This is a genomic window from Lacibacter luteus, assembly GCF_004118265.1.
Lineage (GTDB): Bacteria > Bacteroidota > Bacteroidia > Chitinophagales > Chitinophagaceae > Lacibacter > Lacibacter luteus.
Genome location: NZ_SDHW01000003.1, coordinates 288,650 through 311,553, shown reverse-complemented (window position 1 = coordinate 311,553; position 22,904 = coordinate 288,650). Strand labels below are relative to the sequence as shown.

Sequence of the window (22,904 nt, the reverse complement as noted above, 5' to 3'; positions counted from 1 at the left end):
TTATTTGATGAATACAATTTTACCAACCTGCTTCTCCGCTCCAAACTCATCTTTTGCAAGTACAAGATAAACACCGCTTGCAACACGTTGGTTCCTATAATCACGACCATTCCAAACAGCCTGCCCACCTAGTGCTCTTGTTTGATAAACAAGCCGGCCGTTTAACTCAACAATTTTTACAATTGCATTTTCGGGCAAGCCACGAATACCGATGGTGCCGCCGTAACCAGCAGGTACGGGGCTTGGAAATACAATTACCTTATCGGGATTTTCACTTGCTTCGGTTGCACTTCCCCGATAGCTGCAAATACCATTGAAAGTTGAAAAATAAACTTCACCTGTTGCCTGATCGATTGCAATGCGTATAATACCATTGCTTAGTAACGGGCTGTTTTCTGCTGTAAACCGTTGCAGCACTTTTTCGCCGTCAGCACTTATTAGCCAAACACCATTGAGCGTGCCGATCCATTTTCGATTTGCTGCATCAACTGCAATTGTACGCACATCTTCATTCTCGAATAAGAGCCCTGCAAAATTATCCTGCTGTACAACCGGTTGAAAAGCTTCACATCCGTTTGATGTAAACACATCTCCAGGACATTGAATAACTGCAATGCCTTTATCGGTGCCAATCCAGATAAACCCATCTTTATCTTTTGCCATGCAGTTAACCATATTGCTTGGCAGGTTACCGCTTCCTCTACCTGTTTGAAACCATTTCCACCGATCATCGCCCGTGTTATCAATGGATGTTCCGTGATTGTAACAAAACAACCCGTTCCCCTGAGGCACCTGTATCCATTTCTGATCTGCATCATCAATTACAATACCACCCACCATATTATCCTGTACTAAAAAAGGCACACGAAAGTTACGCCAGTTACCATCGGCTTTCTTTACCAGAAAATTATTGCTGCCGGCAAAATTGCTGATCCATAAATTGTTATTGAGATCGAATGCCATGCCGCCAACACGATAGTTATTCGGATCGCCTACTGCAACATTCAACGGAGAATTTTGTTTGTAAATTTTAAAGCTGTTTCCTGTTTTTAATTCAACCAACCCGCCACCAAACGAACCGGCATAAATCGTTTCATCTCTTGGATCTACTGTAACGGCAATTACATCGAGTACCGTATCCATCCAGGGCAACGTAAAGCGGTTATAATCTTTCCACTCATTCCCATCATAAGTAAAAAAACCTGTGCCATTGTATTGGTAGTTCCATGCGGCATTAACACTGCCACCTGCTACATACAATTTGTTTTTATGGAAAAAAAGTTCGCCATCCAAAGGACCGTATGGAGAGTTGATGTTGTAACGCTCAAATACTGTTGCTTCTGCTTTTACCAAGCCTTTTTCATAATCGGCTATCCATATTTCATTACCGCTTTTTACGGCATGCATGGGATAGCGTAGTTGATTATTATTCTGTACAGTTGTTGTAATTGCACCATTGCTGCTGAGTACGAGTACACGACGATCACCCCAGCTGAAACGTTCTTCACAAAGCAAAAAAGAACCATCACTAACGTTTAACGATTCCCAACGCCAGGCATCTGTATACACCGCTTGCCAACTGTTTCCATTCAACACATAAATGGTATTGAAGTATTGAACAGCAATTGTGTTGTTGATGATAAACACCTGCTTTACTGCACCGGCAGGTAATCCATTTGTTCCGCTGATGTTCGTCCAGTTTCGGTAATCGTTTAAATTAACACTCGATTGGTTTGCAACTTTCAAACCTTCTTCTGTTGCTGCATAAAAACGGGTTGCATCCGCAGCAAAACCATTTACCTGCACATTGCCCCCGCTGTTACCGATAAGAAATGTATTGCTTACTTCGTATTTCGCAAGATCAATAACCACTACACCAAGACCTGTGCTGAGATAAGCTTTACTGTTATAAAAGCTGATGTTGTTAATGGCTTTATCGCCTGTTACGGTACTTCGTAAGATGTCAGGGATATTAATGATATCGTTTCTGTAAAATATGTCGATGTTGCTGTTTTTGTAAGCAATCAACAGCTTTTCATCTGCAACAGAATAGTTGAGTGTACGCACACCTACATCGTTGAAACCACTCACCTTGCTAAGCCGGGTAATTTCTCCTTCATTTCTGCTAACCATGTAGGCGCCAAACTCTGTAGCCGTAAACACGCTGTTTGCGGAAAGTGCCACACGTTTGCCTGAACGGTAATCCATATGCTCCCGCCATCGGCCGATAGGTTGCAATTGAGCAGCAGCCTGCAGCACTGCTGTTATGGAAACGAATAGAAATAAAGCTCTCATCAGTTCTCAAATTTAGCAGGTTTTGAAACAGCTGTTAAAAAACGATGCTGCAAAGCGAAAGATTGCAGGCAAATTCAATACTGCTATCGTTTACAGGCGCATTTAAGACCAAATTTTCTGCATGTTTTCAGGCAGAATGGCGTTTCTTTGCGCTGCTTATTTTAAATTAAACGTATCTGACAGCATGTGGTATAACTTGGGTAAATGGGTATTGCGTAACAGACTTCCTCTTTTAATAGCTGTAATTCTTTCAACCGCCGTAATGGCTTTTTTTGCTGCCAAAGTGCAACGCAGCTACGACAATGCAAAAGCAATTCCTATCGATCATCCGAAATACCTCGAATACGAAGCGTTCAAAAAGAAGTTTGGTGAAGATGGTAGTTTGCTGGTAGTAGGCTTTGAGAAGAAAGATCTGTTTGAGTTGAATTTCTTTCGTTCGTTCACCAACTTGCAAAGCGAAATAAAAAAAGTAAAAGGTGTTGAAGATGTACTTAGCATTAGTGCGGCTGTGGCCTTGATAAAAGATACAACCGGTGAAAAATTACGTACCGTAACTGTGTTTCCACAAACAATTTCCACACAGGCACAACTCGACAGTTGCAAACAGGTATTGTACAATCTTCCGTTTTATAAGGGTTTGTTCTATAACCCTGATGCGAACGTGTACATGATTGCTGTGCGCATTAATAAAGAAGTTCTTAACTCAAAGAAAAGAGATGTATCAGTTAACGGTGTAATTAAACTCGTAACTGCATTTGAGAAAGAATATAATACAACCATGCACCTTAGTGGTTTGCCGCATGTACGTACGGTAATGAGTACACGTATAGCTTCGGAAATGCAATATTTTTTACTGGGCTCGGTATTGCTTTCTGCATTAATTCTGTTGATTTTCTTCCGTTCGTTCAGCACCATGTGGTTAAGCATGGCAGTGGTGATTATTGGTGTTATCTGGAGCATTGCAACAATGGTGATGTTTGGTTATAAGATCACCATCCTTAATGCATTGATTCCGCCATTGATGGTTGTAATTGGTATTCCCAACTGTGTATACTTCCTCAATAAATTTCATACAGAGTATAAAAAAACAGGCGATAAAAATCTTTCGCTCATCAATATGATCGGGCGGATGGGTATTGTTACACTCTTCTGTAACATTGCTGCTGCCATTGGTTTTGCAGTATTTGCGTTAACCAAAAGCCAAATCCTTCGTGAGTTTGGTATTGTTGCTGGCATCAACATTATGGTGCTGTTTGTCATTTCATTTATTCTTATTCCGGTTGTATTAAGTTATTTACCTGCACCAAAACAACGTCATGTACGTTACCTCGAAAATGAGCGCCTCAACAGATGGATCATGCGTATTGAGTTGTGGGTATTCAATCATCCAAAATACATTTACACTGCAACAACAGTATTAGTACTGGTTTCATTAATGGGTGTTATGCGTTTAAAAAGCGTTGGTTACATTGTTGATGATTTGCCAAAAAATGATAAACTCTATGTTGATCTGAAATTCTTTGAACAACATTTTTCCGGTGTAATGCCATTGGAAATTGTGGTTGACACTAAAAAGAAACAAGGTGCAGTACGCAGTATTTCCAACTTAACAAAAATTGATTCGCTTGTACAATATCTGCAACGTCGCCCGGAAATTGGTAAAGCACTTGCATTAACGGAAGGGTTGAAATTTGCACGTCAGGCTTATTACGATGGCGATAGTAATATGTACCAGGTGCCTAATGAATTTGATCTTGCATTTCTTGCACCTTATCTGCAAATGAAAGCAGACAGTAACAGCAAGAACAACAACTTCGTAAAACTGGTAAGCAACTTTGTTGACAGCACAAAACAAAAAGCCCGCATTAGTGTAAACATGGCCGATGTTGGCAGTGACAGCTTGCCGAAAATTCTGACAGCAGTTCAACAAAAAGCAGAAGAATTGTTTAACGCCGACAGCATTGAATATGCTGCAATGATCAACAAAGGGGAAGTAAAAGCAGCCGAAATTGATTCAAGCCGTTTACAACGTTCGGCAAATATTCAGTTAACAGGCACGAGTATTATTTTCGTAGAAGGCAGTCGTTTTATTATTAACGGTTTAAAAGAAAGTATTTTCTGGGCTTTTTTATTAATTGCATTGTGCATGTTATACCTGTTCCGATCGTTACGTATTCTTATCTGTTCACTTATTCCAAATATTATTCCTTTGGTTATAACAGCCGGCGTAATGGGCTGGGTTGGCATTCCGCTAAAGCCAAGTACCGTGTTGGTTTTCAGTGTTGCACTTGGTATTGCCATTGATGTTACCATCCGTTTTTTAATTAACTACAAACAGGAATTACCCTTGCACAAACATGAAACTGCTGAAACAGTAAAACAAACCATTCGACATACAGGCATCAGTATTATTTATACATCACTGGTATTGGTAGCTGGTTTTATTATTTTCTGCTTCTCAGGCTTTGGCGGAACACAGGCATTGGGTTGGCTTACATCGCTTACGCTTTTAGTAGCCATGATCACGAACCTTGTGTTACTACCTGTGTTATTAATTACTACAGGTAAAAAGAAGACATACCGTTCATAAAAAAATTGTGTTTTAAAGCAGCAACATTGTAATATTTCTGTCTTCCTGTTAACAAGTCTTAACATTTGCCGTTACATTTGGCATCGCTTTTTTTAAAAAGCACCCAAAATAACTGACTTAATCCTCTGATAACACTTCAACAACTGAAACAATTTTCACTAATAAACCTTAAACGAGTATGAGAAAACTTGTAAGTATTGCGTTTGTGCTCTTACTGTGTATTACACAGGTATTTGCACAAGACAGAACTGTTACCGGTAAAGTAACAGACGAAAAAGACGGAACTCCATTGGCAGGAGTATCTGTAACAGTAAAAGGCACAACTATTGGAACAACCACTGGTGCCGATGGACTTTATCGATTGAGTATCCCCTCTTCTGCTAAATCCCTCATTTTTACTTTTGTTAACTACGAAACCATAGAAATGGCCATCAGTGGCCGATCTACAATTAATGTTGGTTTAGGTTCTAATGAAAAAAACCTGCAGGAAGTTGTTGTAACAGGTTATTCACGTGAAAAGAAGACCCAGTTTACTGGTTCTGCATCAATTTTAAGCGGCAAAGTTGTGGAAACTGTACCGGTTGGAGCATTTGATCAAGCCCTGCAAGGTCGTGCACCAGGTATGTTGGTAAACTCAGGAAGCGGCCAGCCTGGAGCAAGTGCAAATATCACAATCCGTGGTATTTCGTCAATTTCAGGTGCAGGTCAACAGCCTTTGTTTATTGTAGATGGAGTTCCTCTTCCTTCTTTCGACATGCAAACTGTTAACCCCAACGATTTCGAATCAATTACAGTATTGAAAGATGCGAGCGCTGCTGCACAATATGGTGCACGTGGTGGTTTGGGTGTTATCGTAATTACAACCAAAAGAGGTAAATCCGGACAGGCAAACTTTACTTATCGCTCTCAGATTGGTATGACGCAAGCTCCAAACCCTAATAAGTTTAACATGATGAATACTACTGAAATTATGCAGTATGAAGAACGTTTAGGCTTGATGGGTGTTGCAAGTACCGGCGCTGGTTGGGCTTACTCAAAATTGAATCCAACTTACGCAACAGCAACTTCTACTGAGCAGGCTCGCAGAGATTTTCTGCGTGACAGTTTAGGTGGTATCAACACTAATTTTTACGATATCCTTTTCAGACAAGGTCTTTCGCAAACACATGAAATTAATATGAGTGGTGGTACTACTGCTACAAGATATTTCATGTCTGCTTCATATTTTGATCAGAAAGGTGTGGATCTGAAATCAAGATTAAAGCGTTACACTACAAGATTTAATCTTGACAATACAATTGGCAAATTCAGCCTGCAATTCAATACATTGGTTGGTTTTTCACATACCGATCAAAACGAAGGTTCCTGGTATGGTAACTCGCCACGTAACCCTTTCCAGATTGTTTGGAGAGCAAAACCTTACGAAAATCCATATGGCGGACCTAATGGAAGCTTACTCTTTGGCGCTCAAACAGCAACATTCCTGAAACAAATCGGCAACGCAATTGAAGGTGCTAACAATTCTACCTGGACTGATAAGCAAATCAAAATCAACTCAGGTATTACTACTGCTTTCAAAATCATGCCTTATTTAACAATTAAAAACACCTTTGGTGTTGATATTGGTAGTGAGTATGCTCAACGTGCAATTAATGCCAACTCTTATGTTGGTAGTCTTCAATTACCTGGCAACTCTGGCTATGATGCTGAAACGTTTAGAATGAGAACACAACTCATTAATACAACGTCTGCAATTTTCTCTAAACGCTTTGGTAAGAATGACCTCGAAGCAGGAGCTTATTTCGAAGTTGTAAGAGGCTATCAAAAAGGTTTAGGATTTGTACTTTATAACCTCGATCCACGTTTAAACCAAACAGGACAAGGTGCAGGTTCTTTAACAACTACATCAGGTACATATACACAACCTGCATCGAGTGCTAAATCCGGATTTGGTATCCGTTCTTATTTCGCAACTGGTCGCTATACATATGATAACAAGTATACAATCAGCGGTAGCTTAAGAAGAGATGGTACTTCAAGAATCCTGAATGAAGCAAACAAAGAAATCACAACTTGGGCTGTTGGTCTTAGTTGGGATGCGATCAAAGAAAATTTCCTGAGCAATCAAAACGTGTTAACAGATCTGAAAGTGAAGGCATCTTATGGCGCTGTTCCTAACATTGGATCTATTGGTACCGGCACGTACGGAATTTCAGGTGGCGGTATTTATGGTGTTACTAACTATCTCGGTCCTCAAATGCCTACTTTCTCTAATACAAATGCATTTGCAGGTTCATCACTTACCGGTTTAGTTCCGGCAACACCAGGTAACCCTAATCTGAAAATTGAAACCATTGAGAAAACAAACATCGGTGTTGATTTCGCATTATGGAAAAACAGAGCAAGATTTACTGTTGAAGCTTACAGAAACATCACAAAAGATTTGTTCGTAAGTCAACCATTGCCAGGTAACTCAGGTTTTGGAGGCGGTACTTTGCCAATTAATGCAGGTACAATGTCGAACAAGGGTTTGGAATTTACTGTAAGTGTTGATGTTCTTAAAACAAAGAATATTGATATCACGATCGGTGGTAACCACTCGATTAATAAAAACAAAATTGAAGACCTTGGACTTGTGAGTGAATACGTTGTAGGAACCTTTATTATTAAAGAAGGTTTGCCATACGGTACACACTATACACAACATTACCTTGGTGCAGATCCTGCAACAGGTCGTCCAATGTTTGAAAAAGCAGATGGAACTACAACTACCAATGTTAGCGAAGGTGCATTGTTCCACAAATTCGGTACATTCCTTCCTAAACACATTGGTGGCTTTACTGCTGATGTACGTATTCAACGTTTTACAATCAGTGCATTATTCTCTTACCAGTTTGATGTTACACGTTATAACAATACAGAAAACTGGACAACCAGAGGTACCCCTGGTTACCACAACGCAGTTAACGCTAACAGAATTCTGTTAACTGACCAATGGCAAAAACCAGGTGATGTGAAGTATTATCAATCACCTGCTTACGACAGAGGCTTTACTTCGTCTGATGTACACGAAGCACAATTCCTTCGTTTCAGAAACCTGAATGTTTCATATCAAATTCCTGAAATTTCAGTTGGCAGCTTCCGCTTAATTAAGTCTGCTAAATTCTACGTACAAGGTCAGAACCTCTTTATCTGGAGCCCTTGGCGTGGTCAGGATCCTGAAGATGATAACAATATCAGTTTGCACGAATTCCCGAACCCTAGAGCAATGGTTGTAGGCTTGGATATTAACTTCTAATCGATCACAAAATGTTTGAAAAAATGAAAAAATATAAATTAATACTTCCTTTGGTTGCATTGTTATCTGCTTCTTCTTGTAAGAAGTTGATCAACATCCAGGAAACAGATCTTATTGCCGGCGATGTGGCATTAAAAACCGTTACCAACGTAGAATCAGCTGTTATTGGTGCATATGCAGGTGTTGGTGTTGAAATGGGCATTTTGTTCAACTCCACCCTTTCTGATGAAGTTGCTACTGCCGGTGAGTTTTACAATGCAGCAACAACACACGAATGGCAATATTCACCTACAGATGTTGGTATCCGTGATAACTTCACAGCTATTAACCCCAACTATACTATTATTGACAGAGCAAATCGTATTCTTGCAGTTGTTAATACAGCAGACTCTACAAAAGTTGGCGACAATACAAAACGTGCTCGTTTAAAAGGCGAGGCACTCTTTTTAAGAGCGTATTGTCATTTTGAATTGTTCAGATACTATTGCGGAAACTATAATGCTACTGCTTTGGCAATGCCTTACATGACAACGCCAAACTTACTTCCGCAAGGTCGAATTCAACTCGCAGAATATTTCCAAAAAATCAATGCAGATATCAATGAAGCAAAACCATTGCTTCCAAACAATCTGACTGATAAAAACAGAGCAACACTTGCGGCTGCTAATGGGCTTCATGCACGTATTGCATTGTACACTGGTAACTGGGCAGATGCTGAAACCTATGCAACGGCATACATTAATGCTTTGCCTTTAGCTACATCGGCACAATTTCCTGGTATATGGTCTGATGCAAATACAACTGAAGTTGCATTCCAATTAGTAAGAACAGTTTCTGTAGGTGGCCGTATTGGTTCATTATTCAGAAACACTGGCTTGGTAACGGCTCCTGGTACAAACATCTGGAAGCCTTCTTCAAAACTGTGGAACAGTTACGATCAGACAAACGACGTTCGTTTTGCAACTTATATTAAAGACGAACCTATTTATTCTGGTCTCGGTCGCCCATCCCGTATAGTTGTAAAATACATTGGTGGTGGTATTGGTAGCGGTACTGAAAATGTAAACAATGCAAAAGTTTACAGAACAGGCGAAATGTATCTTATCCGTGCTGAAGCAAGAGCTGAGCAAAACAAAATAACCGGAGCAAACAGTGCTGAAAGCGATATTAATGCATTACGTGCTGCCCGCATTACAGGTTATGTAAATGAAGTTTTTGCTACTAAACAGGCGGCGATAGATGCGATTATAACAGAACGTTTTAAAGAATTGCCATTTGAAGGTCATCGTTTTTGGGATTTGAAACGTAAAGGCTTAGCTGTACAACGTTTGGCTGCTGATGCACCTACGGTTACAGGCCAAACTTTACCTGCAAATGATTACAGATTCGTATTACCAATTCCGCAAACTGAGTTGAATGCTAATCCGAACATGCAACAAAATCCGGGTTATAAATAATAAATAGTTTTCCAACTAAATAAAGGCCGCCTCATTTGTGAGGCGGCCTTTTTATTTAAGAAAATAATTCTGAGGCATCCTGTAAATAAGCGTCAAATGCAATTGTTTATGGTAATGTGCAGCTTTAAACGATAAATCTTGTCTAATTTTTAAGTCAGGTAAAAGATTAGAAAATTTGTACGAATTGGTTTTGTGATTGCTGCAATATTTTCCCGAATACCTTATATTCATAATTCCAACCTATTTTAAACCCTATTCGTATTGGAATCAATTTTCAATCATAAATCAACACTACATGAGAAAACTTGTAATTATGATGTCTTTTCTGCTGTGCTCTTTACAGATCCTAGCACAGGATAAGACGGTTACCGGTAAGGTAACAGACGAAAAAGACGGAAGCCCTCTTGCCGGCGTATCCGTAACAGTAAAAGGTACTACAGTTGGTACATCTACAGGAACAGACGGAAGTTTCCGATTAACTGTTCCGGCATCAGCAAGAATTTTGGTTTTTACTTTTGTAAATTTTGCCGCCCAAGAAGTAAGTATTGGCAACAGAAGCGAATTTGCCGTAAAACTTGCATCCGAAGACAAAGCATTGTCAGAGGTTGTGGTTGTAGGGTATGGTACAGTACGCAAAAAAGATCTTACCGGTAGTGTTGTAACTATTGGAGGCGATAAGGTTAAGGATTTACCTGTACAAAGTTTCGATCAGGCATTATCCGGTCGTGCAGCTGGTGTTAGCATCACAATCCCGAACGGTGTTGTTAATAATCCTCCGGTTATTCGTATACGTGGTGTAAACTCAATCAGCTTAAGTTCATTTCCACTTGTTGTAGTTGATGGTATTCCATCTTTTTCAGGAGATGTTGGTAATGGTAATGCCGCAAACAACCCTCTGGGAGATATTAACCCTACCGACATTGAAAGCATCGAGGTTTTAAAAGATGCAGCAGCTGCTGCGATCTATGGTTCAAGAGCATCTGCCGGTGTATTAATCATCACCACAAAAAAAGGTAAGCAAGGCCGTGCACGTGTAAGCTATGATGCATGGGTTGGCTTTACAAAACCATACAATCTTATACCTGTTCTTAATGGTCGTGAATACGAAACCATCAAGAACGAAGGCTTAACAAACGCAGGAACTCCTCCTAATGGAACTACAAGAGGTTTTTATCCTTATATCGGTCCAGATGGAAACCCTGTTGATACAAAATGGTATGATGTTATTTACAGAACAGGAACATCACAAAATCATAACGTAAGTGTTTCTGGTGCTAACGAAAAAACAAATTACTATTTCTCTGCTGGCTATACCAAGCAGGAAGGCATGATCAGACAAAACGATTTCACACGTTTAAATGCCACAATGAACCTTGATCATAAAGTAAATAACCGCATTACTATCGGTGGCAAATTTCAATATGCAAATACAAATAATACAGGCGTTAACTCAGGATCGGTTCCAGGTGGCGCATTTGCAACATCCGGTATTGCCCGTTTAGGTTTTAACCTGATGCCAAACGTTCCTGTTTATTTGAACAACGGCGCATATAACATCAACACTGTAAGTAATACAATCGGACAAGGCGGTAATCTTACAGCTTTACAGTTTACAAACCCTCAGGTTTTATTGGATCTTAACCGGTTCTCTTCAACAAGCGATCGCATTATTTCAAACGTGTACGGTAATGTAAAAATCATAGATGGTTTAAGCTTCCGTACAACATTTGGCATCGACAATCTGAATGTTGTAAACAAAACATTCCAGAATGCATTACATGGTGATGGTGTTTCAAACGGTGGTTCTGCCTTTAATAACCTTCAAACATTCAGAAGATGGAACTGGACCAATGTACTGAACTATGTAAAGAGTTTTGGCAACCACAATCTTACTGCACTTGTAGGTAACGAACAGCAATATACTTCCTCTGATGGATGGGGTGCAAACCGTCAAGGTGTAACCGATCCGTTTTACAACGAATTTCAGGGTGGCTTCAATACCATTGTGCCTTTCGCAAACTTCCTTAGCGAAAACTATCTGGTTTCTTTCTTTGGTCGTGTAAACTACGATTACGATAAAAAGTATCTTTTATCAATTAACGGCCGTCGTGATGGTTATTCAGCATTTGCTCCAGAAAATAAATATGGTAACTTCTGGGGTGCTTCTGCCGGTTGGGTAGTTAGTGAAGAAGAGTTTTTCAAAAACTCAGATATCTCTAACGTTTTAAGCAATCTTAAACTTAGAGGCAGTTATGGTGTTGTTGGTAACAATCAAGGTATTAATGATTTTGCATTCTGGAGCTTTTTCAGCAGTGGGTTATATGGCAGTAATCCTTCTTTATTCTTCTCACAGGCAGGTAATCGTAACCTTAAGTGGGAAACCAGTCAGAAAACTGACATCGGGCTTGAGCTTGGATTCCTCAAAAACCGTTTGAATGTTGAAGCTACTTATTACATTAACAATGTAGATAATCTTATTCTGGCAGAACCACAAGCGCCATCAAGAGGTATTCCCGGTAACTCAATTCTTACCAACGTTGGTAGTATGAGCAACAAAGGTTTTGAATTTACAATCAATGCCAACGTTATCCAAAAACAAGGGTTTTCCTGGAATACGAGTTTCAACATAACAACATTGAAAAACGAAGTAACTGCTCTTGCTGCAGGTAATGCCGATATTCAACCGGCAACATCGGGTCTTGAGCGCCCAAGCATGATCCGTGTTGGTCAGTCAATCGGTAGTTTTTATGTTGTACGTTCAGGTGGTGTTAACCCTGCAAACGGACAACGAATCTTCTATTATCGTGATGGTACGGCAGTACAATACAACCATGCGGCTCCTGTAGCTTCACGTTGGACATTGGTTTCATCCGGCGCCGTTGCTCCACGTGTTGCAGATCAGGCAAACGATGGAATTATTATGGGTCCAGCACTTCCTAAATGGACAGGAGGTTGGGATAATACCATTCGTTATAATGGTTTTGATTTGAACATGCTGTTCTTCTTCAGTGGCGGTAACTATGTATACAATGGTACAAAAGCAGGTTTAAGAGATATGCGTAGCTGGAACAACTCTACAGAAGTATTAAACCGTTGGACCAAAGCAGGCGATGTAACAACCATTCCTCGCATTGTATTCGGCGATAATATTTCAAACGGCTCTGGTATTGTTATGAGCGAAAACGTTGAAAAAGGAGACTTCCTTAAAATGCGTTCTTTAACCTTAGGCTATTCTTTACCTAAAACTGTTACAGAAAAAATCGGTATCAACAATTTCCGTTTCTATGCACAAATCCTTAATGCCTTTACTTTAACGAAGTACACAGGATACGATCCTGAAATTTCTTCAAACGGTAATGGCAATGGTAACCCAAGTGTTGATCGCAACTCTGTACCTCAAGCTAGAAGCTTTAACGTTGGCGTTAACATTGGATTATAATTAATTAAAACAAGAACATTATGAAACTTAAAATAGCATCGTTTCTACTGATTGTTACCGCTGCAGTTAGTTGTAACAAATCAAAACTCGATCCCATTCCTCAAACAGCATTGTCTGACGCTGTTGCTTTCAGCGATTCTTCACGTTCGGTACAACAGGTAAATGGTTTGTACTCTGCCATTAAAAACGGTAACATGTTAGCTGGCCGTTACCAGGTTTACCAGGATGTTCGTGGCGAGGAATTTATTAACAGAACAAACAATGCAGTAACAGCATGGCTTACATGGCAGTTTAACTTAACAGCCAGTGCTAACGAAGTGCAAAATCTGTGGGCTGCCGGCTATGCAGCAATTAATCGTTGCAATGTTGTAATTGATGGTTTAACAAAATCAACAATAAGTGATGGTCTGAAGAAGAATCTGATTGCAGAAGCAAAATTTGTTCGAGCAAATTCTTATTTTATTCTTATGCAATTGTACGCCCGCCCATATACTGATGGTAATGGAAGCAAGTTGGGCATCATTCTCAAATTGCAGCCTGAAACTTCAAGTGGAGATCAAAATCAAACCCGTGCAACAGCTGGAGAGATTTATACACAAATTATAAAAGATCTCAACGAGGCAGAAACAGACCTTCCTTCTACATATGCAAACGCAACGCTTAATACAACCCGTGCGCATAAAAACACAGCAGCATCAATGAAAACCCGAGTGTATTTAAACATGGGTCAATGGGCTAATGTTATTACCGAAGGAAACAAACTCGTACCGAACGCTGCCCCTTGGAACGCATCAACAGGTGTTGCAAACGGTTTGTTAGCAAATGTTGCTACGGTATATACCAATTACACTTCAGCTGAAGCAATTTTCTCAATGCCTTTTACTGCATTAGATGTGCCCGGCACACAAAATGGATTGGGATGGTATTATAACCCAGGCCCTAACGGTGGTGGCGAATTTGCCTTAAATATAGTTGCACCAGGTATTTATGCTGATGCCGGATGGAGAACTTCTGACGCACGCAGAGGTTTATTAGTTGAATCCGGAGGTCAAACATGGTTACGTAAATTCCCAAATCCAAACAACGCAGCTGACTGGAGCCCTGTAATTCGTTATGCTGAGGTAATGCTGAATCTTTCAGAAGCATTAGCCCGAAATGAAGCAGGCACTGCTGTAAATGCAAGAGCTCTTGCTATTCTTAATGCTATTCGTAAGCGTTCTGATGCAACCATTGCAGATTTTACTCCAGCAACAAAAGATGAGTTGGTAAATTTAATTTTGAATGAAAGAAGAATTGAACTACTCGGCGAAGGTTTCAGATCTTCTGACATCGCACGTACCAACGCAACATTCCCTGCTAAAGGATCCGTTGGTTCAGTAGCGCCATCAGCCAATCAGTACATTTGGCCAATTTCAATTGCAGAATTATTGGTAAACAAATCCTGTCAGCAAAATACTGGTTATTAATTATAACCAATTGAGCATAATAAAAAAGCCCCGCCAATTGGCGGGGCTTTTTTATTAGTAAATATTTTTACTGCAACACTTCTGCCAGCTTCTGCTCCAATGCACTGCCTCTTAAATTGTCGGCAATAATTTTACCGGCTGGGTCAATCAATACGTTATAAGGAATTCCATTGAATCCATATAAACCTACTGCTTCGCTATCCCAGAATTTAAGATCACTGATATGTGTCCATGTTAAACCATCTTCCTGAATTGCTTTTATCCAGGCATCTTTTGTTTTATCGAGCGATACTCCAACGATAGTGAAATTTTTATTCTTGAATTTATTGTAGGCTGCTACTACGTTTGGATTTTCGCCACGGCATGGGCCGCACCAGCTTGCCCAAAAATCAACCAACACATATTTACCACGAAAACTACTTAACGAAACATTTTTACCATTTACATCGGGCATGGTAATATCCGGTGCAACTGTTCCAACAGGAGGTGTTGATGCTTTCGGTTGTTGCGCTTGTGCAACACTTTCACGAAACTGTTTTACTACCGATTGAATACCTGTATGGTTTGGAAAACGCTTTACAAGATTGTTGTACATCGCTTCGTTTTCAGCAGCATCGACTCCAACATTTATGGAGGTTGCAAACATGCTTACCATCGGGCTGTTATCTTCAGCAGCTGTTTTCTTTACATACTCCCGAAATGCGGATAACATACCGTTCATTTCATTCTGCTTTATCATACGCAAACTATCGCCCTGCACTTCGTTTTGCAACTGGTATTGCATGGCGTATAATTTCTGTTGCGTTACCGATAAGGAGTCAACAAACTTTTGCAAACGTTCACTTGCAGGCGAACCGCTGTAACTTACTTTACGTATATCTTGCCAATCGCCTTTGATCGTAATATCCGACTTGTCGTTGATTACAAAAAACAACGGACTTTTTTCTACCTGCGGAAAACGAAGCTGCAGTAAACTTTCTTCTGCTGCTTTTCCTTTCAATGAAAATTTTCCATCCTTAACTGTAATACTGTCTAATACCTGCGGCGGCATGTTTTCGAACGAGATCTGTTCAAGATAAACCACTGTTGCCGGAGCATCTTTTACTTCACCGCTTACAGTAAAATTTTTACTTCCATTGCTCTTACATGCTGCCATGCTTGCCGCAACGATAACAACGATTCCGATTTTCTTTATCATAATTTAATTCGCTAATTTTTCTGTTACTAATTGATTCAGCAGTTTGGGATCGGCTTTACCTTTTGACTTTTTCATTACTTCTCCTACAAACAAACCAAGCAATCCTTTCTTTCCTTTTTTGTATTCGGTTACTTTTTGCGGCATGCTGTTTAATACCTCTTCAATCAATTGCTGCAATGCATCTTCGTTACGCTCCTGCAAAAGGTTCAACTCCTGTGCCAATTGTTCTGCCGGTGATCCGTTGTTTAATTGAAGCATAGCCGGAAATAATTTCTGCACCGCCATTGTATGACTCACCTTTCCTTCTTCTACGATCTGCAAAATGGATACAAGCTGTGCAGGTGTTAACGGCAGCGTTGCCAATTCTTTTCCTTCTTCGTTCAATACCGATTTAACCGGACCTAATAACCAGTTAGCGATCTGTTTGTATTGTGTTGATGATCTTGCTGCTTCTTCAAAATAAGCAGCCAGCTCCATGTCTTCGCTCAGCAAACCTGCGTCATAAGCAGGTAGTGCATATTGCTGCATAAAGCGTTCTTTCTTTTGTTCGCTTAACTCCGGTAATGATGCACGGATGTTTGCAATAAACTCTTCGGAAATAATAAACGGTGGCAGATCCGGATCGGCCATGTAGCGATAATCATCTGCATCTTCTTTTGTGCGGATAGCAAATGTTGTTTCTGTATCGGGATTGAATCCTCTTGTTTGTTGCAAGATTGTTTCTCCTTTCTCTTTCATATCAATCATGCGCATTACTTCATGATCGATCGCCTTTTTTAAGAAGCGGATTGAGTTAAGGTTTTTAATTTCAACCTTAGTTCCAAGTTTAGGATCGCCTTTTAAACGAATAGAAATATTCGCATCGCAACGCAAACTTCCTTCTTCCATATTGCCATCGCACACATTAAGCGTACGTACAAGTTTGCGAACCTCTGTTAAATAAGCCGCAGCCTCATCGCCACTGTGCAGATCGGGCTCGCTTACAATTTCAATTAAGGGTACACCTGCTCTATTGTAATCAACAACAGAATAAACATCATCCTGATCGTGCATACTCTTTCCTGCATCCTCTTCCATATGAATACGGTTGAGCTGCACATTGCGTTCGCCTTCTGTTGTTTTAATTTTTACAAAACCACCAATACAAACCGGTGTGGTGTGCTGCGAAAGCTGGTAACCTTTCGGTAAGTCGGGATAGAAATAATGCTTGCGTGCAAAATAGTTTTTGCGTTCTATTTCGCAATTGCAGGCAAGCCCCATCCGTACGGCCAACGCAATAGCATCTTTGTTAAGTTTGGGTAAAGTACCGGGATGTGCTAACACGATCGGACTGACATGTGTGTTGGGCAATGCACCAAAGCTGGCATCATCGCCACAAAACAATTTACTTTTTGTAAGTAATTGTGCATGTACTTCCAAACCAACAACGGCTTCGTATTTCTCTGAATAATTTGACATAGTTGTAAATAACATTCCATTTTCTACCGAATATTTCGACTTCGCTCAATATTCTATAGAAGCCCCTTCGACTTCGCTCAGGGTCTCCTTGGTTTCAGGGTTCGCAAAAATACCCGTTTTCGGTGGAAGCTTATGTGAGTAAATGCACAAAAAAGCCCCCGTTAAAAAACGGGGGCAGCGCTATATCAGAGCATGAGAAAAATTTATAAATCGGCTTTTTGCAGTTTTTTCGGAATCTTCACTTCTACGTTTACCGTTTTGCCGCCCCGTAGCAACTTCACATTCCAGAGATTTTGTTCGGGTTTACCACGAAGTGCTTCCCTTGTTTCACCAACTGTTTTAACAGCTTTGCCATCTACTTCCGTAATCACATCATCCTTTTGCAAACCACTTTTTGCAGCAGGTGAATCCGCATCAACTTCCAGAATTTTCACGCCGTTTCCTTCTTCAGTATCCTGGATGGTAATACCCAACTGCGGACGACCGGTTCTGTACATAAACACATTCTCATTCATTCCTTCAAAACGGGGGATCTGCAGATGAAACTGACCGGGATTAAACTCTTTAAATTCGGGCATTTCCATTTTAAATTCATGCATGCCTTCCGGTCCTTTTCCTTCACCCAGCTTTACTTTCACATTCTTTTCTTTTCCATCACGTATGTAGGAAATCTCAACTTCATCGTTTGGCTTTTGTGCACGGATAGCTGTACTTAAGTCGGATTGACTTGTAATTTTCTTATCGCCAACTTTAGTAATGATATCGCCTTTTTGCAGGCCTGCTTTTTCTGCAGCCGATTCTTTTTGTACTGTTTCCAATTCAGCACCTTTTGCATGATCGTTACTGACAACGCCCAGCAATGCACCGCTTTTCCAGTTTATTTTAAAATCGTGTTTAAACTGATCGCTGTTAAACAGTTCCCAGTTTTGAGCACCATTGTAACGGTGATAAACTCTTGGCGGACTAACACGCAGCTTCGGTGAACGGAGCATGAGCATATCATCATCAAAGCGTTGGATGATCACATCTTTATCGCCCTTTTCTACGGGCTTTCCGTTTACAGTTACTTTGTCGCCTTCAATAACGATCGTGGTCTTTTCTGTTTTATCGCCTTTTTTGCGAATGATGATCTGTTCTTTCTTTTCTTCTTTCACCCGCTTTTCTTTCTTCTCTACTTTATCCTGTGCAGATGCTGCAACAGCAAGCAATTGGGTAGCGGCTACAAGGGCCATTGCGTACAAGGAAATTCGCTTCATTTGAATAAGGTTTTAATTTGATGAAGCTAATGTACGAAGATTTTCTTATTTACGAATTATTTCGGAGATTTTCTGATTTTTTAACATTTGGGTTGAAGGCTTCATAGGTTTCAACCGGGCAATTATCAACCACTTCGTTACAGAGATACTGCATACCTATTTTCCGAAGTATAGTTAGCGAAGCAATGTTTTCGATATGTGCCCTGCCTGTAATACGATTGAGTTTCTTTGTTTGAAAACCATAGTGCAATGTATTTGCTGCAGCTTCGGTACCATAACCTTTGCCCCACGATGAGGGAATAAAACGATAACCAAGATCCACCTCATCAATTTCCTGCCGGTACTTTAAACCGCACCAGCCAATAAACGCATTGCTGTGTTTTGTATATACAGCATACCGTCCAAGATCATATTTACTGTATTGCGGAAGAATGGAATTTTGCAGCACCCGCTCAGCATCGGCTACCGTTAACAACGGAAGTTCGTGCACGTACTTTACAACTGCTGCATGTTGATTTAATGCAAAGATGAGTGGAGCATCTTCACTTGTAAATTGACGAAAGTATAATCTTGCTGTTTCGAAAATAATTTGCATATGATGAGGTTTAAAATAAAACTACCGCAGCTTTTGACTACGGTAGTTTTATACTTTGAATGAATTTCCTAAATGTGTCAGACGCTCTATGAGACGTCAGACACTATAATAAACCTTTCACTTTCTCAATCACCTGTTGCAGGTTGCTTACATCCTGGCCACCGGCTGTTGCCAACGTTTTTTGTCCGCCACCGCCACCTTTGATCAATGGAGCAATATGTTCTTTAATGATTTTTCCTGCATCGAGTTGTTTCGCTGCAGCAACCGTATCGCTGATGCCTACTGCAACAAATGGTTTGCCATCAATGTTGGCACAAAGCACAGCTACATAATCGTTGAGATTTGTTTTGAGATCGAAGCAAACTTTCTTCAACGCATCTGCATTGCTTACTTCAACTATATCGCCAATGAAGGTTACATTGTTAATGATCTCATCTTTCTGCAACAGTTCGTTACGCAAAGCAACAAGCTGACGTGCTTCCAGTTTCTCCAGTTTCTTTTTTAGATCACTGTTTTCCGATTGCAGGTTTTCAATTGATTTGCCCAGATCCTTTGGATTCTTAAGTTGCTCTCGGATTGCACGGATTGAAGCAAAATGTTCATTTACATATTGCTCAGCGGCAAAACCTGTAACGGCTTCTACACGACGTACACCTGCAGCTACCGCACCTTCACTTGTGAATTTAAATAACCCAAGTTCACCTGTTGAACCAACATGTGTACCACCGCACAACTCAATAGAATAAGTTGGGTCGATAATAACTACTCGTACTTCATCAGCATATTTTTCGCCAAACAATGCCATTGCACCCATAGCAATTGCTTCTTCTTTTGGCATTGATTTAATGATTACCGGAACATTTTCACGGATCTTTTCATTAACGATCGCTTCTACTTGTGCCATTTCTTCATCGGTCACTTTTGCAAAATGCGAAAAGTCGAAACGCAGGTATTGATCGTTTACCAAACTACCTTTTTGTGCCACATGTGTACCCAATACTTTACGTAATGCTGCATGCATTAGGTGTGTAGCAGAATGATGCACTGTTATTTTCTTACGACGATCGGCATTTACTTTGGCTGCAACAACGCCTGTGATGTTTACAGGTAATTGTTCAGTGAAATGAATAATGAGATCGTTCTCCTTTTTTGTATCTGTAACAACAACTTCTTCGCCTTCAAACAACAACACACCGGTATCACCAACCTGTCCACCACTTTCTGCATAGAAAGGTGTTGATTGCAATACCAACTGGCAGGCAGCTTTGCCCTTGATGTTTACCTTACGATACTTAACGAGTTTTGTCTCTGCTGTAACAGCATCGTAACCTACAAACGAAATTTTATCAGTTGGCAGCACTTCTACCCAATCTTCGGTATCAATTGTTGTTGCAGCACGGCTACGTTCTTTCTGTTCGCTCAATGCTGCATCAAAACCCTTTTCGTCAATGGCTAATTTGTTTTCGCCCGCAATCAAACGTGTAAGATCAATGGGGAAACCATAGGTGTCAAACAACTCAAACGCAGCTTTACCATCAATTACTTCTTTAGTAGTATTGATGATATCATCGATACGTTTCAATCCTTTTTCCAATGTACGTAAGAAAGCATCCTCTTCTTCCTTCACTACTTTTTGTACAAATGCTTCCTGTGCTTTTAGTTCAGAAAATACATTTTCAAACTGTGTTGCCAATACCGGCACCAGCTGATGTAATAACGGTTGCTTGTAACCGAGATAAGAATAGTAGTAACGAACAGCCCTTCTTAAAATCCGGCGGATAACATAACCTGCACCGGTATTGCTTGGTAACTGTCCATCGGCAATGGTAAAACAGATTGCACGGATATGATCGGCCAGTACACGAAACGCTACGCTTTCCTTATCATCACCTGCAGTATATTTTTTGGCTACAATATTTTCAACAGTTGCAATGGTGCCGGTAAAAATATCTGTATCGTAATTGCTTTGTTTGTTTTGCAGTACACGTGTTAAACGTTCAAAACCCATACCTGTATCTACATGCTTGGCGGGTAATTGCTCAAGCGATCCATCTTTCATTCGGTTAAACTGGATGAATACATTGTTCCATATTTCAATCACCTGCGGATGATCGTTGTTCACCAATGTTTTTCCATCAACCTGTTTACGTTCTTCATCAGTTCTACAATCAACATGTATTTCGGTACAGGGGCCACAAGGTCCTGTATCACCCATCTCCCAGAAATTGTCTTTTTTATTGCCAAGTAAAATGCGGTCTTCTGCAATCACTTTCTTCCATTCATTCCACGCTTCTTCATCTTTCGGCAGATTCTCTTTTGCATCACCTTCAAACACGGTAACGTATAAACGATCTTTCGGAATTTTATACACTTCAGCAAGCAGCTCCCAGCTCCATGCAATAGCTTCAGCTTTAAAGTAATCGCCAAAGCTCCAGTTGCCCAGCATTTCAAACATGGTGTGGTGATAAGTATCAACGCCCACTTCTTCCAGGTCGTTATGCTTACCGCTAACACGCAAACATTTTTGCGTATCGGCCACTCTTGGATTTTCTGCTTTACGGTTGCCGAGGAAATAATCCTTGAACTGGTTCATACCTGCATTGGTAAACAAAAGCGTAGGATCGTTCTTTACTACAATGGGTGCAGAAGGAACGATCTGGTGCTTCTTAGATGCAAAAAAATCTAAAAATTGTTGTCTTATTTCTGCTGCTGTCATCATGTTCAACCGTTATTTGGATTGATTTTTGAGAAGTGATACTCCTATCTTTGTAAATACCCCAAAAGGGGAAGCAAAGGTAAGTTAAACCACAGCACTGCGGATTGCCTGTATGAAGAAAGTCAAGTATTTCTATAATACCAACACCCTCCGGTACGAAAAACTGGTTACACCACTGCGTGTAAAGTTGTTGCGTGTCTTCAGTTTTCTTGCTGCTGTTTCAGTAGCAGGGTTTCTGTTTATGCAGATATCTTACCGCTATTTTCCTTCTGCCAACGAACAAAAACTACATAAAGAAAATAACCGGCTGAAAGATAATTACAGCATCCTCAATGAAGAGATCAAACGCATGAACCAAAGCCTGCGTGAAATTGAAAAGCGTGATAACCAGGTTTACCGTTCTATTTTTGAAGCCAATCCTTTGCCCGACAGTGCCCGTGCCAAAATGATTGAAAAACAAGCTGAGGACCGTTTAATAGCAAGCCTTAGCGAAGATGAACTCAATACATCCATTATTCAACAGATCAATACACTCCGCAACAGGCTGTATGCACAAACCACTTCGTTTACTGCTATTGAAGGAATGGTGAAGAACAAAGAAGCATTGTTAGCTGCAACACCTGCCATTCAACCGGTAAGTAATAAAGAACTTTCAAGACTTGCATCGGGTTTTGGTTACCGTATCGATCCTGTTTATAAAACCACCAAGTTTCACGCCGGGCTCGATTTTGCTGCACCACAGGGTACGCCTATTTATGCAACAGCTGATGGCACCGTAACTCTCGCCGGCAATACAGGTAATGGTTACGGTAATCATGTGGTGATCAATCATGGTTACGGTTATGAAACATTATACGGACACATGGTTCGTGTTAAAGCAAGAAACGGACAAAAAATTCGCAGAGGTGAAGTAATTGGCTGGGTTGGAAGTACGGGAAAAAGTACCGGCCCTCACCTGCATTACGAAGTACATAAAAACGGTCGTGATCTTGACCCCATCTATTTCTTCTACAACGATCTTTCGCCGGAAGAGTTTGACCGTATGCTGAAAATTGCTGCAACGGGTAACCAGAGTTTTGATTAATTCATAGTTGATGGTTCATAGTTCATAGACAATACAACATTGAGGGATGAAC

12 protein-coding genes are annotated in these 22,904 nt (G+C 40.4%); 6 read left to right on the top strand and 6 right to left on the bottom strand.

Translation table 11 applies throughout. The features are described from left to right. A complete protein-coding gene (porZ, locus tag ESA94_RS12440; protein ID WP_129131231.1) occupies positions 1 to 2,295 on the bottom strand; it encodes a type IX secretion system anionic LPS delivery protein PorZ in 2,295 nt (764 codons plus the stop codon). Between the two features lie 184 nt (positions 2,296 to 2,479). On the opposite strand from porZ, the gene ESA94_RS12435 reads away from it, so the two are divergent. From ESA94_RS12435 to ESA94_RS12415, 5 genes are all read left to right on the top strand, one after another. Then, entirely contained in the window at positions 2,480 to 4,885 is a 2,406-nt protein-coding gene (locus ESA94_RS12435; protein ID WP_129131230.1) for an efflux RND transporter permease subunit, read from the top strand. A 178-nt stretch (positions 4,886 to 5,063) separates the two neighbouring features. Continuing rightward, entirely contained in the window at positions 5,064 to 8,183 is a 3,120-nt protein-coding gene (locus ESA94_RS12430; RefSeq protein WP_129131229.1) for a SusC/RagA family TonB-linked outer membrane protein, read from the top strand. A gap of 23 nt (positions 8,184 to 8,206) precedes the next feature. Continuing rightward, positions 8,207 to 9,640 carry a RagB/SusD family nutrient uptake outer membrane protein gene (locus tag ESA94_RS12425; protein WP_164972726.1) on the top strand — a complete coding sequence of 478 codons (1,434 nt, stop codon included), beginning with the start codon at positions 8,207 to 8,209 and terminating at the stop codon, positions 9,638 to 9,640. A gap of 295 nt (positions 9,641 to 9,935) precedes the next feature. After that, entirely contained in the window at positions 9,936 to 13,079 is a 3,144-nt protein-coding gene (locus ESA94_RS12420; protein ID WP_129131227.1) for a SusC/RagA family TonB-linked outer membrane protein, read from the top strand. Between the two features lie 20 nt (positions 13,080 to 13,099). Then, positions 13,100 to 14,545, top strand: coding sequence for a RagB/SusD family nutrient uptake outer membrane protein (locus tag ESA94_RS12415; RefSeq protein WP_129131226.1), 1,446 nt, complete (start codon positions 13,100 to 13,102; stop codon positions 14,543 to 14,545). A 67-nt stretch (positions 14,546 to 14,612) separates the two neighbouring features. Here the strand turns inward: ESA94_RS12415 and ESA94_RS12410 are convergent, their stop codons facing one another. From ESA94_RS12410 to alaS, 5 genes are all read right to left on the bottom strand, one after another. Then, positions 14,613 to 15,743: an AhpC/TSA family protein gene (locus ESA94_RS12410; RefSeq protein WP_129131225.1), complete on the bottom strand. Its 1,131-nt coding sequence runs from the start codon at positions 15,741 to 15,743 to the stop codon at positions 14,613 to 14,615. Positions 15,744 to 15,746: 3 nt separating this feature from the next. After that, positions 15,747 to 17,201 carry an Asp-tRNA(Asn)/Glu-tRNA(Gln) amidotransferase subunit GatB gene (gatB, locus tag ESA94_RS12405; RefSeq protein ID WP_129131224.1) on the bottom strand — a complete coding sequence of 485 codons (1,455 nt, stop codon included), beginning with the start codon at positions 17,199 to 17,201 and terminating at the stop codon, positions 15,747 to 15,749. 203 nt (positions 17,202 to 17,404) lie between these two features. Continuing rightward, the gene (locus tag ESA94_RS12400; protein ID WP_129131223.1) at positions 17,405 to 18,457 is read right to left on the bottom strand and encodes a PDZ domain-containing protein; all 1,053 of its coding nucleotides are present in this window, start codon (positions 18,455 to 18,457) and stop codon (positions 17,405 to 17,407) included. Positions 18,458 to 18,506: 49 nt separating this feature from the next. Continuing rightward, positions 18,507 to 19,052: a GNAT family N-acetyltransferase gene (locus ESA94_RS12395; protein WP_129131222.1), complete on the bottom strand. Its 546-nt coding sequence runs from the start codon at positions 19,050 to 19,052 to the stop codon at positions 18,507 to 18,509. 103 nt (positions 19,053 to 19,155) lie between these two features. Continuing rightward, positions 19,156 to 21,771, bottom strand: a complete 2,616-nt coding sequence (gene alaS / locus ESA94_RS12390) for an alanine--tRNA ligase (protein ID WP_205755974.1) — start codon at positions 21,769 to 21,771, stop codon at positions 19,156 to 19,158. Positions 21,772 to 21,880: 109 nt separating this feature from the next. Between alaS and ESA94_RS12385 the strand changes: the two genes are divergently transcribed. Then, positions 21,881 to 22,852 (top strand): M23 family metallopeptidase, encoded by a 972-nt coding sequence (locus ESA94_RS12385; RefSeq protein WP_129131221.1) that lies wholly within the window; start codon positions 21,881 to 21,883, stop codon positions 22,850 to 22,852. The last annotated feature ends 52 nt before the right edge of the window (positions 22,853 to 22,904 follow it).

Coding starts and splice junctions, on each gene's coding strand:
- ESA94_RS12420 (WP_129131227.1), top strand. CDS start 9,936: ATGAGAAAACTTGTAATTATGATGTCTTTTCTGCTGTGCTCTTTACAG.
- ESA94_RS12425 (WP_164972726.1), top strand. CDS start 8,207: ATGAAAAAATATAAATTAATACTTCCTTTGGTTGCATTGTTATCTGCT.
- ESA94_RS12400 (WP_129131223.1), bottom strand. CDS start 18,457: ATGAAGCGAATTTCCTTGTACGCAATGGCCCTTGTAGCCGCTACCCAA.
- ESA94_RS12435 (WP_129131230.1), top strand. CDS start 2,480: ATGTGGTATAACTTGGGTAAATGGGTATTGCGTAACAGACTTCCTCTT.
- ESA94_RS12430 (WP_129131229.1), top strand. CDS start 5,064: ATGAGAAAACTTGTAAGTATTGCGTTTGTGCTCTTACTGTGTATTACA.
- ESA94_RS12415 (WP_129131226.1), top strand. CDS start 13,100: ATGAAACTTAAAATAGCATCGTTTCTACTGATTGTTACCGCTGCAGTT.
- gatB (WP_129131224.1), bottom strand. CDS start 17,201: ATGTCAAATTATTCAGAGAAATACGAAGCCGTTGTTGGTTTGGAAGTA.
- porZ (WP_129131231.1), bottom strand. CDS start 2,295: ATGAGAGCTTTATTTCTATTCGTTTCCATAACAGCAGTGCTGCAGGCT.
- ESA94_RS12410 (WP_129131225.1), bottom strand. CDS start 15,743: ATGATAAAGAAAATCGGAATCGTTGTTATCGTTGCGGCAAGCATGGCA.
- ESA94_RS12395 (WP_129131222.1), bottom strand. CDS start 19,052: ATGCAAATTATTTTCGAAACAGCAAGATTATACTTTCGTCAATTTACA.
- ESA94_RS12385 (WP_129131221.1), top strand. CDS start 21,881: ATGAAGAAAGTCAAGTATTTCTATAATACCAACACCCTCCGGTACGAA.
- alaS (WP_205755974.1), bottom strand. CDS start 21,771: ATGATGACAGCAGCAGAAATAAGACAACAATTTTTAGATTTTTTTGCA.